Origin of the sequence: Dietzia sp. Die43, assembly GCF_024519835.1 — a bacterium.
GTDB lineage: Bacteria > Actinomycetota > Actinomycetes > Mycobacteriales > Mycobacteriaceae > Dietzia > Dietzia kunjamensis.
The window spans coordinates 74,245-91,838 of sequence record NZ_JALJRF010000007.1 but is presented as its reverse complement, the minus strand read 5'-3'; the positions used below and the strand labels follow the sequence as shown (position 1 = coordinate 91,838).

16 protein-coding genes are annotated in these 17,594 nt (G+C 70.2%); 8 read left to right on the top strand and 8 right to left on the bottom strand.

Going from position 1 to position 17,594, the window contains the following annotated elements:
* Window positions 1-4: 4 nt before the first annotated feature.
* The 4 genes from hisB to NR111_RS07710 form a co-directional block, all read right to left on the bottom strand.
* On the bottom strand, window positions 5-628 hold the full coding sequence (gene hisB, locus NR111_RS07725; protein ID WP_096905591.1) for an imidazoleglycerol-phosphate dehydratase HisB: 624 nt from the start codon (window positions 626-628) through the stop codon (window positions 5-7).
* The gene (locus tag NR111_RS07720) at window positions 625-1,764 is read right to left on the bottom strand and encodes a histidinol-phosphate transaminase (RefSeq protein ID WP_096905592.1); all 1,140 of its coding nucleotides are present in this window, start codon (window positions 1,762-1,764) and stop codon (window positions 625-627) included. The genes hisB and NR111_RS07720 overlap by 4 nt, the downstream gene beginning before the upstream one ends.
* On the bottom strand, window positions 1,761-3,101 hold the full coding sequence (hisD, locus tag NR111_RS07715; protein ID WP_096905593.1) for a histidinol dehydrogenase: 1,341 nt from the start codon (window positions 3,099-3,101) through the stop codon (window positions 1,761-1,763). The genes NR111_RS07720 and hisD overlap by 4 nt, the downstream gene beginning before the upstream one ends.
* Before the next feature lie 325 nt (window positions 3,102-3,426).
* Window positions 3,427-3,753 carry a hypothetical protein gene (locus NR111_RS07710; protein ID WP_156523528.1) on the bottom strand — a complete coding sequence of 109 codons (327 nt, stop codon included), beginning with the start codon at window positions 3,751-3,753 and terminating at the stop codon, window positions 3,427-3,429.
* A 313-nt stretch (window positions 3,754-4,066) separates the two neighbouring features.
* Here NR111_RS07710 and NR111_RS07705 point away from each other — a divergent pair, with 313 nt between their 5' ends.
* Window positions 4,067-4,525 (top strand): Hsp20/alpha crystallin family protein, encoded by a 459-nt coding sequence (locus NR111_RS07705; protein ID WP_067713942.1) that lies wholly within the window; start codon window positions 4,067-4,069, stop codon window positions 4,523-4,525.
* Between the two features lie 74 nt (window positions 4,526-4,599).
* Here the strand turns inward: NR111_RS07705 and NR111_RS07700 are convergent, their stop codons facing one another.
* The 3 genes from NR111_RS07700 to NR111_RS07690 are packed head-to-tail and all read right to left on the bottom strand — an operon-like array spanning window position 4,600 to window position 7,896.
* A complete protein-coding gene (locus NR111_RS07700) occupies window positions 4,600-6,210 on the bottom strand; it encodes an NERD domain-containing protein (RefSeq protein WP_256820477.1) in 1,611 nt (536 codons plus the stop codon).
* 59 nt (window positions 6,211-6,269) lie between these two features.
* A complete protein-coding gene (locus tag NR111_RS07695; protein ID WP_256820476.1) occupies window positions 6,270-6,959 on the bottom strand; it encodes a bifunctional 2-polyprenyl-6-hydroxyphenol methylase/3-demethylubiquinol 3-O-methyltransferase UbiG in 690 nt (229 codons plus the stop codon).
* A complete protein-coding gene (locus NR111_RS07690; protein ID WP_256820475.1) occupies window positions 6,943-7,896 on the bottom strand; it encodes an NAD(P)/FAD-dependent oxidoreductase in 954 nt (317 codons plus the stop codon). The genes NR111_RS07695 and NR111_RS07690 overlap by 17 nt, the downstream gene beginning before the upstream one ends.
* Before the next feature lie 109 nt (window positions 7,897-8,005).
* Between NR111_RS07690 and NR111_RS07685 the strand changes: the two genes are divergently transcribed.
* On the top strand, window positions 8,006-8,590 hold the full coding sequence (locus NR111_RS07685) for a helix-turn-helix domain-containing protein (RefSeq protein WP_120285857.1): 585 nt from the start codon (window positions 8,006-8,008) through the stop codon (window positions 8,588-8,590).
* Window positions 8,591-8,690: 100 nt separating this feature from the next.
* Here NR111_RS07685 and NR111_RS07680 read toward each other — a convergent pair whose 3' ends face one another.
* The gene (locus NR111_RS07680; protein ID WP_256820474.1) at window positions 8,691-9,950 is read right to left on the bottom strand and encodes a hypothetical protein; all 1,260 of its coding nucleotides are present in this window, start codon (window positions 9,948-9,950) and stop codon (window positions 8,691-8,693) included.
* Between the two features lie 165 nt (window positions 9,951-10,115).
* Between NR111_RS07680 and NR111_RS07675 the strand changes: the two genes are divergently transcribed.
* From NR111_RS07675 to NR111_RS07650, 6 genes are read left to right on the top strand one after another with little or no spacing between them, the layout of a single operon-like run.
* Window positions 10,116-10,703 carry a biotin transporter BioY gene (locus NR111_RS07675; RefSeq protein WP_256820473.1) on the top strand — a complete coding sequence of 196 codons (588 nt, stop codon included), beginning with the start codon at window positions 10,116-10,118 and terminating at the stop codon, window positions 10,701-10,703.
* Window positions 10,700-11,404 (top strand): ABC transporter ATP-binding protein, encoded by a 705-nt coding sequence (locus tag NR111_RS07670; protein WP_256820472.1) that lies wholly within the window; start codon window positions 10,700-10,702, stop codon window positions 11,402-11,404. Before NR111_RS07675 ends, NR111_RS07670 begins: the two co-directional genes overlap by 4 nt.
* On the top strand, window positions 11,405-12,004 hold the full coding sequence (locus tag NR111_RS07665) for an energy-coupling factor transporter transmembrane protein EcfT (protein WP_067713923.1): 600 nt from the start codon (window positions 11,405-11,407) through the stop codon (window positions 12,002-12,004).
* 58 nt (window positions 12,005-12,062) lie between these two features.
* Window positions 12,063-13,550 carry a DUF3375 domain-containing protein gene (locus NR111_RS07660; protein WP_069390396.1) on the top strand — a complete coding sequence of 496 codons (1,488 nt, stop codon included), beginning with the start codon at window positions 12,063-12,065 and terminating at the stop codon, window positions 13,548-13,550.
* The gene (locus NR111_RS07655) at window positions 13,547-14,281 is read left to right on the top strand and encodes a DUF4194 domain-containing protein (RefSeq protein WP_069390395.1); all 735 of its coding nucleotides are present in this window, start codon (window positions 13,547-13,549) and stop codon (window positions 14,279-14,281) included. Before NR111_RS07660 ends, NR111_RS07655 begins: the two co-directional genes overlap by 4 nt.
* Window positions 14,274-17,594, top strand: coding sequence for an ATP-binding protein (locus tag NR111_RS07650; protein WP_256820471.1), 3,321 nt, complete (start codon window positions 14,274-14,276; stop codon window positions 17,592-17,594). The genes NR111_RS07655 and NR111_RS07650 overlap by 8 nt, the downstream gene beginning before the upstream one ends.

Here is a 17,594-nt window from a genome sequence, read left to right as displayed (position 1 = left end):
GGCATCACAGCGCGCCCTTGGTCGAGGGGATGCCGGTGATCCGCGGGTCCGGCTCGACGGCTGCGCGCAGAGCACGCGCGACCGCCTTGTACTCGGCCTCGGTGATGTGGTGCGGATCGCGGCCGTAGTGCACGCGGACGTGCAACGCGATCCGGGCGTTGTAGGCGAGGGTCTCGAACACGTGCCGGTTGAGCACCGTTCCGTAGGGCGCGCTGTCGTGACCGATCACGACGTAGCCGACCATCATCTCGGGCTCACCGGTGTGGACGAAGTAGGGCCGTCCGGAGACGTCGACGATCGCCTCGGCGAGCGTCTCGTCCATGGGCAGGGAACACTGACCGAAGCGGCGGATGCCGCGCTTGTCGCCGAGGGCCTGCGCGAGCGCCTGTCCCAGGACGATCGCGGTGTCCTCCACCGTGTGGTGCGCTTCGATCTCGCTGTCACCGGTCGCGCGCACGGTGAGATCGAAGGCACCGTGCTGGCCGAAGGCCGTCAGCATGTGGTCGAAGAACGGCACCCCGGTCGAGATGTCGGACCGGCCCGTCCCGTCGAGGTCGATCTCCACGACGATCGACGACTCCCTGGTCGACCTCTCGACACGACCCCGCCGCGCGGTCTGTTCACTCATCGCTTCTCCTCGGTTCGGGTCTCGATCTCGTCGACCGCCAATTCGGCGCTCACCCGCAGCAGCCGATCATTCTCGTGCTCGAGCCCGATGGTCGCACGAAGTCGACCCGGGATGCCCACGTCGCGGATCAGCACGCCGGCGTCCAGATAACGCCGCCACGCGCGCGTCGCGTCCACGAACGGCCCGTAGAGCACGAAGTTGGCCTCGCTGGGAAGCACCTCGAAGCCCTGCTCCTCCAGCCCGGCGGTGACGCGCTTGCGTTCCCCGGCGAGCAGCGCGACGGAGGCCAACGTCTCGTCGGCGTGACGAAGCGCCGCACGGGCAGCGGCCTGCGCGATCATCGACAGGTGGTAGGGCAACCGTACGAGCAGTACGGCCTCGACGAAGGACGGGTCGGCCGCGAAGTAGCCGAGCCTGCCACCCGCGAAGGCGAACGCCTTGCTCATGGTCCGCGACACGACGAGCTTGGTCGGATAGTCGGCGAGCAGGGTGCAGGCGCTCGGGGACGGCGAGAACTCCGCGTACGCCTCGTCCACCACCACGATGCCGGGGGCCATGTCGAGCAGGCGTCGCAGGTCGTCGAGGTCGACCACGTGCCCCGTGGGGTTGTTGGGCGTGGTGACGAACACCACGTCCGGCCGGTGCTCCTCGATCGCCGCCACCGCAGCGGCGATATCGATGGACAGGTCGGACCCGCGATCCACCGGGATCCACTCGGTATCGGTTCCGGCCGCGAGGATCGGGTGCATCGAGTAACTGGGGACGAAGCCCATGGCGCTGCGCCCGGGCCCGCCGAACGCCTGCAGCAGCTGCTGCAGGATCTCGTTGGAACCGTTGGCGGCCCAGACCATGTCCACGTCCAGATCGACGCCGGTCTGGCGGGTCAGGTACGAGGCCAGGTCGGTGCGCAGTGCGACGGCGTCGCGGTCGGGATAGCGGTTGAGGTCTTCGGCGGCTGCGGCGACGGCGCCGGCGATGTCGGCGACCAGTTCCGCGCTGGGCGGGTGTGGGTTCTCGTTGGTGTTGAGCTGTACGGGGACCTCGAGCTGCGGGGCCCCGTAGGCGCTCTGTCCGCGGAGATTCTCTCGCAGCGGGAGGGCGCCGAGCCCGACTCCGGGACGTGGGGAATCGGTCATCGTCCGTCCTCTCCCGCGCCGAGGTCCTCAAATCGGGCCCGTACGGCCTCACCGTGCGCGGGCAGCCGCTCGGCGTCCGCGAGTGCGACCACGGTCGGCGCGATCTCCTTGAGGGCGGCCTGGTCGTAGTCGACGACATGGATCCCCCGGAGGAAGGTCTGCACGCTCAACCCCGACGAGTGTCGCGCCGTACCGGACGTGGGCAGGACGTGGTTGGACCCCGCCGCGTAGTCCCCGAGCGGGACGGGCGAGTAGGCGCCCACGAAGATCGCGCCGGCATTGCGCACGCGGGCGGCGTCGGCTGCGGAATTGCGGGTCTGGACCTCGAGGTGCTCGGCTGCGTAGGCGTCGACCACCCGCAGACCGGCCTCGATATCGTCCACCAGGACGATGCCCGACTGCGGACCCTCGAGCGCCTCGCGCACCCGGTCCGAGTTGAGGGTCACCTCGTAGCGCGACTCGATCTCGCGGTCCACGGCGTCCGCCAACGTCTCGGAGTGGGTGACCAGGACGCTCGCGGCGTTCGGGTCGTGCTCCGCCTGGCTGATGAGGTCGTACGCGACGTGGACCGGGTCGGCGGTGTCATCCGCGAGGATGGCGATCTCGGTGGGGCCCGCCTCGGAGTCGATGCCCACGACGCTGCGGCACAGGCGCTTGGCGGCGGTGACGTACACGTTGCCGGGCCCGGTGACCATGTCGACGGGCTCGAGAACGGAGTCATCCGTGTCCTGACCGCCGTACGCGAGCAACGCCACGGCCTGGGCGCCGCCCACCGCCCAGACCTCCTCGACCCCGAGCAGTGAGCACGCGGCGAGAATGGTCGGGTGCGGCCAGCCACCGGAATCCGCCTGGGGCGGAGAGGCCACTGCCAGCGACCCGACCCCGGCGACCTGCGCCGGTACGACGTTCATGATGACGCTGGAGGGGTAAACGGCTTTGCCGCCGGGAACGTAGAGGCCCACGCGTTCGACCGGTACCCACCGCTCGGTGACGAACCCCCCGGGGGCGACCTCGGTGACGGTGTCACCGCGGCGCTGCGCTGAGTGGACGATGCGGGCACGACGGATCGCCTCGGACAGCGCGGCTCGGACGTCAGGGTCCAACTCGTCGACCGCCCGGGCGATGACCTCGGCCGGGACCCGCACCGACGCCGGACGGACCGAATCGAACTTCTCGCCGTACTCGAGTGCGGCCGGGGCCCCGTGCTCGCGGATCGCCTCGACCACCGGGCGGACGGTGTCGACGACCGAGTCGACGTCGGCGGCGCCGCGCGGGAGTGTGCGCCGCAACTCGGCCGTGCCGAGTGAGCGACCGCGCAGGTCGATGCGGGAGAGCATGGTGTGGCCTTTCAGTGGGGTGCCGGGACGGCACGAACGGGCCCGCGAGCACCGCGTTCCGGAGAACGCGGTACTGCGGACGCCGCACGCGACGACCTTTCACCAGTCTAGTAGCGGCCGCGAGCACCGCGATCCGGGCCACCTGCGCGGGTGGATCCCGGGGATCCGGCGCGCGCACCCGCGCCCTGGGGCGGGTCCGGCGTGGAGTCGCCGATCCCGGGCTTCGTCAGCGTCGAAACCCGCCGGGACGAGCGCTTTCCCCGGGAACCTCGTCCGGGAGTAAGGGAGAGCCACGGCGAAGAACGACCAGCCGTGCGACAACGTTTCACGACTCCACGGGGTGGGGACTGTCCCGCCGGTCCCGGCGGACGCGGTGCCCGCGAACAGTGAAATGCAGAACGTAGGCGGTGAACGCCCCCGGCAGGATCGCACCCAGCGCCCACTCGGACGCCGCGATGAGGGCGAGCGTCGTGGTGGACGTCGCGCCGTACACGATGATCAGTCCCGCCACCGCGGCACGAGTCCTCATGATGGTTCGTTCACTCCACTTCAGATGCCAGAGAAGAATTGCCCCCGTCAGATCGGCCGCGACGAAGAACATCACGCTGAAGGTCAGGAGGACGAACACCTCAGGGGAATCGGACCCCCGCATCGTCTGACCTTCGAACGCGAGGGCTCTCCACCAGGCCATAGCCGAGGCACCCGCCCCGATGTCCGCACACTGTGGACGCCCGTTCTCGGTGGGCGCCCGAGCCTCTCCTACTCGGGGTGACGGCGCGAGGTACCCCTCCGGTTCCACCGAAGCCGGCCTTCCCGTGAACCACGTCGGCCTCCGGGCTGAGCGGAGCGGACTCAACCGAAAAATGTCGACCTGAGTCGGGAATACTCAACTCCGCTCGAGGGTTGAACCGTGTGCGACCCCGGAGATACCGGGCGCACACCGATCAGCCCAGAAGGAGACCATCATGGCCACCAGCACCCGTTTCGATCCGTTCCGTGAGCTCGATCGCCTCCTGGGCGAGGGGCTCCGCAGCGCCACCGCCTCGACTTCCCTGCCGATGGACCTCTACAAGGAGGGCGATCGCTTCGTCGGGCTCATCGATATGCCAGGGGTCGACCCCTCCACCATCGACATCGACGTGGAGGACCGCACCCTCACTGTCCGCGCCGAGCGGCGGGCGCCTGCCGAGGGTGACGCGCAGTGGCTCATGCACGAGCGGCAGTCGGGGACCTTCGCCCGGCAGCTCGCCATGGGCAAGGGCCTGGCGACCGACAAGATCGAGGCCGACTACACCGACGGCGTCCTGCGCCTGGTGATCCCGGTGGCCGAAGAGGCCCAGCCGCGCAAGATCGCCGTCTCGCACGGCAACCAGAGGGCCGAGCAAGCCGAGCTCGTCGAGGGCGAGACCGACCTCGGGAGCTGATCCACCACTCCGTCGCGCCCCGGCCGCCCCGGCCTCCCCTCGAGGCCGGGGCGGCCGGTGTCGTCCGCGAGAGCTCAGGTGTCGATCTCCCCCACCACCACGAGTACGTCCGTCGCCCGTGACAGTCCCACGTAGATGCGCTCGCGGAGGCGGTCGATGCCCGCGTAGCTGTTGCACACCAGGACCACGGCACGTCGTTCGAGACCCTTGAAGCCGAGGACGTGACCGTAGAAGATGTCCTCGCCGTCCCAGAACGTCTCCCAGTAGGCGTCGTTGCCGTCCTCCTGGAGCTCGACCTGCATGGGGTGACGCGAGCCGATGGTCAACAGCGCCACATCGCGGGGCTCCCACCCCTCGTCGAGCAGCCGCATCGCCTCGTCGTCACCCACCGCGACGGGATCGGCGCCCTCCGGCACCTCCACGTACCGGACGGCGGGACCTGTGCCGCCGCGCAACTCCATGCGCTGACCCACCAGCGGCATGAACGCGCTGGCGATCTGCCGCGTATTGCGCAGGTTGTGGTCCAGCACGAGCGGCACGAGGTCCACGGGCGGACGGCCGGCACGCTCGAACACACTCTGGCCCGCGTCGCCGACGATCATGAGCCGACCGTTCTCCCTGTCACGCAGCGCTCCGACGACCGGCTGCCACCAACTGTCGGCGAAGTCCTGGGCCTCGTCGACGATCACGGCGTCGAATCGCTTGCCGTCGGGCAGTTCGTCCGCGAGGTCGGACATCAACCGGGGCAGATCCTCCTCCCACCACCGCACCGTCTCGGTGGACCGAATTCGCTCATCCGGCCCCACCGGCGCGCCCCAGTCGACGCCCAGGGCGTGGAACTCACCGACGTACGCGGGCCTCTCCCGGCGCTTCCATCCGCTGGTGACCCGCTTGAGGTAGCTGGCCAGCCCGTGCGAGTAGCAGATCAGTGCGACCCGCTGCCCGTCCCTTGACAACCGTCGTGCCTGTTCCAGGGCCAGATAGGTCTTACCGCTACCGGCGCCGCCCCGGATCTCCACCCGCGGCAGGGCGTCGACCGCCCGCAGGAGCACCGACTGTTCACGGGTGAGCGCGTCGGCGATGTCGGCGTTCTCGGCCGCGCGGGCCACCACGTCGCGCTGGGGCATCCCCCGACCTCCGAGGATCTCGGACAGCCGGTCGACGGTGTCCGCGGACAGGAACGGACGGTCAGCCGCGCCCGAGTCCCGGGCCAACCGGAAGGCGATCATCGCGAGGTCGTCGAGCTGATCGCGGTCCACGATCCGGTCTCGCGGGATCTCCGGCATCGCGAAGTCCGCGGGGATCGAGGCGTTCGGGAACACCAGCATGTGGGTCCAGCGCTGGAGCTGATCCGGCCACCGCGGATCCTCACTGACGTACCCGCGCAACGCGTAGAGGGCGTCGCGGCACTGGGCGACCGGGTCGATGGTGACCTTCTTGGTGCCGCTGCCCTGAACCCACCGGCCGTCCTCGATCGCGATCTGCCCGGCCTTGACCTCGATCGCCACGATCCCCGCGCCGGGCATCGCCACGAGGATGTCGACCTCGTGTTCCTTCTCGTATGTGGACACCCGCTGACCCACGACGATCAGGCTGTCGTCGGAGAGCTGGTCGCGGAGGAGGTCGACCACCTTCTCCTCGGTGGGATGTCCGTAGACGGGGTGAGCGGGGATGACACGGGCCATGTATAAGAACTACCTTCGCCACCGTCGCGCGGGTCGGCCACACGCCGCGACCCACCGCCTCAGGGCCTCCTAGTGGCTGTGACGACGACGTCGTGGACCGTCACGGGCGCGCCGCCGTGGCCCGGCATCTCGCGCGAGGTTTCCTCGGCCGCGACGATCTCCCACCGGTCGGCCTCGAGCCGCGCGGTGACGGACGCCGCGGTGACACCGGCCTCTGCCGGCGGATGGGCGCCGCGATCGTGCCCGGCGTGGGTCACGTGCCCGCCGTGCCGCCCATGCCCGGCGTCGTTCAGGTGCCCGACGATGAGCAGCGTGCCGCGAGGGGCGACCCAGCTGGCGAGCCGCTCGTAGAAGTCCAGCTGCGGAATCGCCGGGTGGGCGTAATGGGTGGTGACCAGGTCGTACCGCGCCGGAGGCTCCCAAGCCGAGAGGTCCGCCTCCACCCACGACACCCGGCCGGACAGCCCGAGCTCCGCCGAGCGCCGGGCGGCGATCGTCAACGCCTCCGCGGCGATGTCCGCCCCGGTGACCTGCCAGCCCTGCGAGGCCAGCCAGAGCGCTTCGGTCCCGGCGCCGCAGCCCGCCTCGAGCGCGGTCCCGGGGACGAGGCGGGAGACCTCCCGGATCAGGTGCGGGTTCGGGGGGTTCGCGGCCATCGCGGCCGGGCGGTCACCGTCGTCGTCTCCGACGCTGCCGCCGGCACCCGCCCAGATGTCGTCCCAGTAGGCGCGGTCAAACTCGTGTGCCATCGCGCACCTCGATCGCCTTCTCGAGGTCGGACATGATCAGCGAGGCGTTGATCTGCTGCGCGGCGCGGGCCCCCTGGGCGGCGGCGGCTCCGACCTGCGCCATGAGATCGGCGCAGTTGCCCGCGGCCCACACCCCCGGCACCGGGGTGGCGCCCATCTCGTCGGTCGGGATGACCGTGCCGACCGGGTGATCGACCGCCTCCAGACCGATGGCCGCGTACGGCTCGACCCCGACCGTCAACCGGGTGGCCACCACCACGGCGTCCAGATCGATCACTTCGTCGTCGTCGACCTCCACGCCGACCACCCGCCCACCGTCGGCCACCACGCCCGAGATCCCCCGCTCCTCGATCGGGATGCCCAGGGCGGCCAGGGCGACCCGATCCTGCTCGTCGATCGGGCGACCGCCGCCGAAGAACGTGATGTCCCGGCTCCACTGGTGGAACAGCATGGCCTGGTGCGCGGACATCGGGTGGATCCCCAGGATGCCGATCCGCTGGTCGCGCACCTCCCAACCGTGGCAATACGGGCAGTGCAGGACGCCGCGCCCCCACTGCTCGGAGACCCCGGGGATGTCGGGGAGTTCATCGCTCACCCCGGTCGCGATGAGCAGCGTGCGGGTGGGCAGTACCGAACCGTCGCGCAGGATCACGTCGAAGCCGTGCCCGGCCGTGCGTGTGTCCACGACCTCGCCGTCGAGGACCTCGCCGTCGTACCGTCCGACCTCCGCGCGGCCTCGCGCGAGCAGGTCCGACGGGCTCACGCCGTCCAGGGCGAGCAGCCCGTGGACCCCCTCGGCGGGAGCGTTGCGCGGCTCGCCGGCGTCCACCACCGTCACCCGACGGCGGGCGCGGGCCGACGTCAGCGCGGCGCTCAGGCCGGCCGCCCCGCCACCGACCACCACCACATCCCGCAGTTCCCGATCGTCCGAGTCCATCTGTCGACCTCCGCTCTCCGGGCCACCGGTTCCGGGCCTCGTCCCCCTCGACGATGGTCCCTTCACCCGGATGTCGCAACTAACCTTGCCAGTCTGGCAAACTCGGCGCATGACCGATCCGACCGCCCGCACCCTCGACGCCGTGGGTTCGCGGCTGAGGGCCCTCCGGCAACGCCGCGACCTCACACTGACCGCGCTGGCAGAGTCCACCGGGATCTCCACCAGCACGCTGTCGCGACTCGAGTCCGGGCAGCGCCGACCCACCCTCGAACTACTGCTGCCGCTGGCGCGGGCACACGGCGTCACCCTGGACCAGCTCGTCGACGCCCCGCCGACCGGTGACCCGAGGGTGACGCTGCAGCCGATCGCCACCGACCACGGCGCGACCGTGATCCCGTTGTCGCGCCGACCGGGCGGAATCCAGGCGTACAAGTTCGTGCTCCCCACCGGGAGTGACGACGACGAGCCCCACCTCCACGTCCACGAGGGCTACGACTGGGTGTTCGTCCTGGACGGCAGGCTCCGACTGGTCCTCGGCGAGCACGATCTCGTCCTCACGCCGGGCGAGGCGGCCGAGTTCGACACCCGCACCCCGCACTGGTTCGGCGCCACGAGCGCCGGCCCGGTGGAGTTCCTCAGCCTGGTGGGCCGGCAGGGCGAGCGGGCGCACATCCGGGCGGCACCGGCCCGGTGATCTTCGCGACACGATGTCAGCATCTTGTCGGGCACGAGGGCGAGGGGCGGTTCCGAGCAGGCGAGTCGGTCGCCCTGCCGGGAGTTGTGATCGTCCTCCCCTACCGCCCCGGGACGACCGCCCACCCCGTGGTCATCTGACCGGCGAACTCCGGAAGACGCACCAGGATCCGGTTCTGCTCCGCGCGGGGACGGAATCCCACGTCGAGATACTGCGGCGCCTCGTCGGGGCGGTCGCGGACGAGCGATCGGTACGCGGGCACCAGGTCCTGTTCGATGTACTCCCACCGTGGTTCGCGGTCGGCCCAGTTGAAGGCCGGGAGCGGCGTGTGGGCGACCACCGGCTGACCGCCGACCTCGGCGCGGACCGAGAGTGGTCGGAACTGCCCCAGCGTGCGTGCGCCAGGAATGTCGGGGGCACCGCCGACGGTGGTGATGTAGGTGAGCACCCTGCCGAGGTCGCCGCGGCCGGCGGCGGTGGCGTCCCACTGGTCGGCGATGATCTGGTTCTGCTCCCGGGACGCCATCCGCAGCAGGGCCTCGGACAGGCCGTCGGGGGATCCCGCGTCGAGCATCCGCCAGGACTCCAGCGCGTAGTCGTCGTACGCTCCTCCCGCGGCGAGTTCCTCGACCGCGGACAATCCCCCTGCGGCGTAGGCCTCGTGCACCGGGATCATGTCCGTGAAGATGTGGCGCTGCATGACGAGTAGCCGGTGCATGTACCAGTCGACATCCGGCCGCCGCAGGGTCGGACCGGCCGTGGCCAGCAGGTGCACGTCGCGCGGCATCTCGCGTGCCACCTCCCACGGCACGCCGGCCATCGCCCCTCCGACCCCGAGTCCCACCTCGTGCACGCCCGGCACGGTGAGCAGCCCGCCGACCTCGTCGAGGTCCCAGAATCCGGCGGCGAACGACATCCCCGCGAGCCCGGCCATCCCGGCCCACCAGTATCCGTCGTGGGAGTTGTACAGGCGCAGGTAGTTGACGTACACCTTGTCGACCGTGTCGAGATTCGCCGCCAAACCACGGGCGGGTTCCCACTCCCCCAGGTCGATGTCGGCGTTCTCCGCTCCGACCGCGAGCCAGTACTGGCGCGCCAGGGTCGAATAGCGGTGCGGGTCCACGCCGGCCGCCCTCACCACGTCGAGCGCGGCCCGGAGCTCCGTCACGTCGGTGGTCATCCCGGTGGAGACGCCGCCCGCCAGTTCACCGTCGGCGTTGTCGGCCGGGACATCGAGGTAGACCGAATACGACGCGGCACCCGCGGTCGGCGGCGAGTGGACGACGGACACCACCGCGAGCACCAGAGCGGCGAGCAATGTGACGATGAGTGTTCCGCGTCCGTCTCGTGCTCGACCCATGACGCGCCACCCCTGCTCGCCCGACTATGATCTGGATCACCCTAAGTGGAATCCATCCGGGCGGCGACCGCACGCGCTGGAGCCCGATGAGGCCATCCGACGTGACACGCGCGACAATGGACCGGATCACGCTGTCGAGCAGCACCCGCGGAGCCAAGGAGTCCAGTGAGCACCACCGTCGACCGGGCCCCGGCCCGTAGCGCCACCCGAGACCTCGCCCAGATCGCGGTCTTCGCCGCCCTCATCGTGGTGCTGGGCCTACCCGGCCAGATCAGCATCGGTTCGGCGGGCGTGCCCATCACCCTGCAGACGCTCGGCGTGATGCTCGCGGGCTCACTGCTCGGCTGGCGCAAGGGCGCCCTGTCGGTGCTCGCGGTCATGGTCATCGGTCTCGCGCTGCCCGTCCTCGCGGGCGGCCGCACGACCCTGACCTCGCTGGCCGGCCCCACCGCGGGCTTCCTCATCGGCTGGATCCCGGCGGTGATCGTGATCGGGCTGCTCACCGCGTGGATCATGCCGCGCTACCGGCTCGTCCCGGGACTGCTCATCAACATCCTCGGCGGCATCGTCGTCATCTATGCCGCCGGGGTGGCCGGCATGCTGCTCCGCACCGAACTGACGCTCGGCGGTGCGATCGCCGCCAACACGGTGTTCCTGCCGGGTGACCTCGTCAAGGCGGTCGTCACGGCGATCGTCGCGACGCAGGTCCACAAGGCACGTCCCGGCCTGATCGCGCCGCTGCGCCGGAAGTGACCAGCACGGAGATCCGCTTCGACGGGGTCGGCCACGCCTACGGTGACCGGACCGTCCTCGCCGACGTCGACCTGACCCTCACCGAGCGACGCATCGGGATCGTCGGCGTCAACGGCGGCGGCAAGTCGACGCTCGCTCGGATGATCAACGGTCTCGTGGTCCCCACCACCGGGACGGTCACCGTCGACGGCCTCGACACCCGCCGCAAGGGCGCGGCGATCCGCCGCCGTGTGGGCTTCTGCTTCACCGATCCGGACACCCAGATCGTCATGCCGACCGTGGAGGAGGACGTCGACTTCTCGCTGCGCCGTTCGGGTCTGAACCGGGAGGAGCGACGACGACGAGTCGCGCAGGTGCTCGAGACCTACGGCCTGGCCGGCCATGCCGAACATCCGTGCCACCTCCTCTCCGGGGGCCAGAAGCAGTTGCTGGCCCTGGCTGCGGTGTTGGTGATCGAACCCGCCGTGGTGGTCGCCGACGAGCCCACGACCCTGCTCGATCTGCGTAACCGCGCACTGGTCGCCGAGACGTTCGCCGGGTTGCAGCAGCAGCTGGTGGTGGTGACGCACGACCTGGACCTCGTCGCCGACTTCGACCGCGTCCTGGTGGTGGACGGCGGCCGGGTCGTGATCGACGACGCCCCCGGCCCAGCGCTGGCGGGCTATCGGCGGATCGCCCTGGTTTCGGGGCCGGGGGCCTAGGTGTTCGCCACCTATCAACCGGGGAACTCGCTCCTGCACCGACTGCCGGCGGGGTGGAAGATCCTGCTGGTGTGCGTGCTCATCCTCGTCGCCACCCTGGCGATACGCGAGCCCTGGCACGTGCTGCCCGCCCTGGGGGTGACCGCGGTCCTCTACGCGATCGGACGGATCCGTCCGCGGGCGGCGTGGGACCAGGTCCGCCCGGTGCTGCCGATGCTCATCGCGATCCTGGTACTCCAGTGGATCGTCGCCGACCTCGACACCGCCCTCCGGGTCTGCGGGGCCCTGCTGGTCGCGATCACGGTGGCGGGCCTCGTCGCCCTGACCACCCGCGTCTCGGACATGCTAGACGCCGTCACGCGGGCCGCCCAGCCGCTGCGGCACGTCGGTGTCTCACCGGACCGGATCGCACTGGTGTTGGTATTGACCATCCGCGCCATCCCCCTGCTCGCGCGTCGGCTTCGCCAGGTCACCGAGGCCCGCAAGGCCCGCGGCCTGGGCATGTCGATCCGCGCGCTCGTGGTGCCGACCGTGCTCGGCGCGCTCACCACCGCCGACCAGTTGGGCGACGCGTTGGCCGCCCGGGGCGTGGACGACTGATCACCTCCGGCGCCACCTCAGGACGAGTGATGTCGGTGTCGCGTGCCACCATGAACACGTGTCCGCACTCGCGCGCTACCTCGCGTTCTCCCGCCTCAGCGCCGAGTCGGCTGTTCTGGCGCTGCTGCGGAGTCAGCTGTGGCCGTTGATCGTCGCGGTACTGACCGAGGTGTTCGAGGGGTCGTCCAGGCGTGTCCCCTCGTCCGAGTTCTACGAGTTCCTGGACCGGACACTGACCGCCGTACGCGACGCCGGCACGGAGGTCCCCGGCACTGCACAGTCCTACGTGCGTACCTGGGTGGATGCCGGATGGATGCTCCGCCGGCCGGGGACTGCCGCGACGGGTGAGACGCTCGAGCCCACCCAGGCCGCGCTGGTGGTGATGGACTTCCTGGACGGCCTTCAGACTCCACGGCGCGGGCTGACCGTGTCCCGGGTGGAGACCCTCACCCGGCAGCTGGAGGATCTCGCCCGCGAGACCGATCCTTCGGTCCAGGGCAGATTGGCCGCCCTCCACCGCGAACGGGACCGTATCGATGCCGCCATCGCCCGTGTGGAGGAGGGTGAGGTGGATCTCGCGGGCCCGGAACGGGTCGCGGAGAAGGTGTCGGAGATCCTTCGGGGGGCGGACGATGTCCCCGCGGACTTCGCCCGCGTCCGCGCTGAATTCGACTCGCTCAACCAGGATCTTCGACGTCGTCTTCTCGACCAGGACGGTGCCCGCGGCGACGTCCTCGACGCAGTCTTCGGCGGGGTCGACCTCATCGGCGACTCCGAGGCCGGCCGTAGCTTCTCGTCCTTCTACTCGGTACTGCTCGACCCCGAGCGCTCGGCGTCGGTCGACACGTGGATAGACGACATCCTGAGTCGGCCGCAGGTCGACGACCTGCCCCCGTCCGCCAGGCGCGACCTCAGGGCGCTGTTCGATGAGATGGAGACGGCCGGGGCGGAGGTCAACGGGGTTCTCACCTCTCTATCTCGCAGCCTCCGGCACTTCGTCACCTCCGACGCCTACGTCGAACACCGGCAGGTGCTCGCATTGATCCGGTCCGCCCGCGCCGCCGCCGCCGAGGCGAGCAGCGCCCGCGCCGTGAAGCCGACCAGCCAGATGTCGGTCCAGCTCCGTCGGATCGGCATGTCGGCCCGATCCGTCGGCGCCCTGCGCCTGCGTAATCCGGGCGAGGAACTCGTGGCCGCGGAGGTCACGCACCACGAGGAGGGTCACGCGGACCTCGAGGCCCTGACAGCGCTGGTCCGCGCCTCGGAGATCGACGAGACCGAACTCCGCTCTCATGTCCGTGACGTCGTGTCGAGGTTCGGGCCGTCGTCGATCGGGGCGATCCTTCGCGAACACCCGGCCACCCAGGGGGTCGCCAGTATCGTCGGACTGCTGAACCTGGCCATCGCCACGCAGGCGGAAGCCCCGTCCGAGGACCCGCGTCCGGTTGAGACGGTCACGTGGTCGAGCGGCTTCGACTCCACACTGAGCGCCCGGATCCCCACACTGGTCTTCAGCGCCGAGCGATTTTTGGAGGATGATCTGTGACGACCCCTGCAGCGGCCGACGCTGACGGACCCGACGAGGCCGCCGATCAGGGCCTGTGGCCCGGCGACACCGGGACACTGTCCTTCGCCTCCCGGCGCGCCCTGGCCCGGTTGCTCACTGGCCCACTGGTGCAGGCGCACCGCCACCCGGAGATCTGGGCGGCCGTGGTCTCCGACGAGCCCGCCATTCGATCGAGACTGGCGGATGTGTTCCTCGATCTGGTGCTGGACCATGATGCCGGCATCGCCTTCACCAGGCAGGTCGACACGGGTGGTCAGGTTGACGTCCCGGCAGTGCTACGCACCGAGACGCTGTCGCACATGGACACCGTCCTGCTCCTGCACCTGCGGTCCGAGTTGTCCGTGGCCCAGCCTGGCGAGCGCGTGATCGTGGATCGTGAGGACGTGGCCGAGCGGATCGACGTCTACCGTTCGGTCGTCGACTCGGACCGCAGCCGGTACGCGCGCAAGTTCGATGCCTCGTGGAATCGTCTCAAGTCCTACTCACTGCTCTCGGACACGGAGACCGGGGGCCGCGCCGAGGTCTCTCCAGTGCTTCGCCACCTGTTCGACGCGGACGTCGTCGCGGGAATCCGCGACGAGTACCGCGCACTGATCGAGTCGCGTGGGGGGCCCGACGGTGAGAGCGCGGCCGGGCGGGACGCTGCCCTGTTCGAGGGCGACGTGTTCGACGACGAGGTGGGCGACGATGAAGTGGTCGACGATGACTGAAGCACTGCAGCTTCCCGGGGCTCCGGAACACCCTGGTCAACTTCGGTTGTCGCGGATCCAGGTCTGCAACTGGGGAACGCTCGACGGGTATCACGACGTGGAGGTTCCGCGGAAGGGCTTCCTCATCACCGGCGGTTCCGGGTCCGGTAAGTCCACCCTCATCGACGCCGTCTCGGCGGTGCTCGTGCCCCCCGCTCACCTGCGGTTCAACGCTGCAGCCCAAGAGGAGGCGGGCCGAGGGTCAGGACGCACGCTCGTGTCCTACATCCGCGGTGCCTGGCGGCGCGGCGCCGACGCCGAATCCGGTGACCTGTCCTCCGTCTACCTGCGGCCCAGGGCCACCTACTCCGCGATCGCGCTGACGTACTCGTGTGGCCGCGGCACCTGCGTAACCCTCCTGCTGTTGATGTACCTGCGTTCGGGTGACAACTCCGCAGCGGGCGTCAAGCGTCTCCACGGCATCCGTGAGCACGCGTCCACCGAGCCCCTGGACCTGCCGGACCTGTTCGGCTATCTCCGCAGCGGTATCGACAAGCGGGCGCTCAAGCGGGAGATCCCCCAGGTGCGGTTCCACGACAGCTACTCGGCGTTCGCCGCCGCGTTCCGGCGGCGGCTCGGCATCGCCTCCGAGTCCGCTCAGCTCCTGCTGCACCGGACCCTGTCGGCCAAATCACTGTCGAGTCTCGACCAACTCTTCCGCGATTTCATGCTGGAGGAGCCGAGCACCTTCGCTGTGGCCGACCGCGCCGTGGCGCAGTTCGCAGAACTCCGCGAAGCCCACCGGTCCGTGGTCGACGTGCGCGAGCAGATCGCCCATCTGACCCCTCTCGCGGACCTCCGGGCCTCCCGGGATCGCGTACTGGACCGAGCCGAGGAACTCGACGCCGAGAATGTGGCCTTTCCCGCGGTGCAGGCCGCCGTGACCACCGAGCTCGTCGAAGAGGAGCTGCGGACGGCCCGCGGGGCGCTGGTCGCCGCGGAGTCGAGCGTCGCGTCAACTCGAGAGCGACTCGACGCCCGACGCACGGCGACCGACGACATCCGTGCCCGCCTCCGGGGTAGCGCCGGCGCCGGGCGCGACGAACTCGCACGGGAGCTCGACCGAGCCCTCGAACACGCCACCGCCGTCTCCACCCGGCGTGCGCGCGCACAGACCGAGGTCGAGCGCCTGGGTGGCACCCTTCCGACGTCCGCCGAGGACTTCGCCGTCCTGCTCGCCACGCTCGAGCGCGAGGACGCGGAACAGGAGGCCGAGCGGGCGCGGGATCGCGAGACACTGCGCGACGTGGCCGGCTCCCTGAACGAAGAGAAGCGCTCGCTCGAGGAGGTGACCGCGCAGTTACAGGCTCTGCTGCGCCACCGCTCGAACATCGACTCGCGTTTGCTGGCCGCGCGGGACCTCGTGTGCGATTCGGCGGGGCTGGGTGCGCGCGAACTGCCGTTTGCCGGAGAACTCCTCGACGTCCCCGCCGAGCACGCCCGCTGGCGTCCCGCGATCGAGCGGGTCCTGTCCGGCTTCGCCCGCACGATGCTCGTCCCCGACCACCTCCGGGCACGAGTTGCCGCCGCCGTCGACTCGACCCACCTGGGCGTGCGTCTGGTCTACGAGGTGGTCGACCACGGCGATGACTCCGCGACCCGCCGCACCGGCCCCTATAGCCTCGTTCGCAAGGTCCGACCCGCCGACGGGCCGTTCCGCCAGTGGCTCAACCGCAGGCTCGCCGGCGAGTTCGACGTGACCTGCGTCGAGACCCCCGCCGAACTGGATCAGCACGACAAAGCCGTCACCCTGCACGGATTGATCAGACGGGGTGCGCGCTTCGAGAAGGACGACCGTCGACGGATCGATGACCCCGCCGCGTTCCAGCTGGGCGGTATGGACGACTCCAAGGTGGACGCGCTCACCTCCCTCCGGAACGAGATCCGGGCGCGTATGGACACGCACGAGCGGCAGTGGGCCGGACTGGACGACCTCGACGCGCAGCGCCGCGCCCGCCAACGCGCGGCCATCACCCTCATGGGCCTGCGGTGGGAGGAGGTGGACTCGCACACCGCCGACGAACGTGCTCGTGCCGCCCGTGACCGGCTGGAACAGTGGCGCGAGGAGCACCCGGAAGTCGCCGAGATGGAGCGGGACCTACGCGCCGCGGAGGAGGCCCAATCGCGGGCCCAGGCGGATTACGACTCCGCGAACAGGGCCGGAGCGGTCGCCGCCAGCGTCGTGGAGAGCCTGGGCAGGCGGCTCGCCGGCCTCACCGGCCACGAGGAACGCGGCATCGACGAGGCCGCCGCAGCCCGCATCCGGAGGCGACTCTCGGCGGCGACGCGCCGCTTGACCGCCGACAACGTGCAGGAGGTCTGCCAGCGCGCGGAGCGCGCCATCGCCGCCGAGCAGGTGGCCACCGCGACCGAACGCGACAGGATCCACCGTCGGATCACCTCGGTCCTCACCTCGTACCTGGAACGGTGGCCCGCCAGGAAGGCCGACCTCAAGTCCGATCCGGAGTTCGTCGGTGAGGCCGTCGAGTGGCTCGTCCAGCTCCGCCGCGACCGCCTCGCGGAGTTCGAGGACCGTTTTCTCGGGCTGATCGGGGACATGCAGACCCGGAACCTGGGCGAACTCGCCCGTCACATCCGCCGCGCCCGCTCCGAGATAGAGACCGGGATCAGACCGGTCAACGATTCGCTTCGCCGATCAGAGTTCCAGTCCGGGCGATGGCTGCAGATCGACGTGCGTGACCGACGCACCGAGACCGTCACCGACTTCCTGGGCGACCTGGAGAAGGCGGTCTCCGGAGCGCTCGACAAACGCACCGTCGACACCGCAGAGGCCGGTTTCGCGGTGATGTCGCGCCTACTGGACCGGCTGGGATCCGCGGACGCCGGCGACCGACGGTGGCGCCAGACCGTGCTGGACACCAGGCGGCACGTCGGTTTCATCGGGGTCGAGATCGACGAGGCCGGAACGCCGACCAACTACCACGATTCGTCCTCGGGCCTGTCGGGCGGCCAGGCGCAGAAGTTGGTGTTCTTCTGTCTCGCCGCGGCGCTGCGGTTCCAGCTCGCGGACGTTGACGCGGACGTGCCCCGCTACGGAACGGTGGTCCTCGACGAGGCGTTCGACCGGGCCGACCCCGACTACACCCGCCGCGCGATGGACGTGTTCACCGACTTCGGGTTCCACATGGTTCTGGCGACCCCGCTCAAGTTGCTGCAGACCCTCGAGCCGTACATCGGTGGCCTCGTGGTGGTCGGAAACGAAGACGGTAGCCGCTCCCGCATCGAGCGGGTCACCTGGGAAGCCGCGACCTGA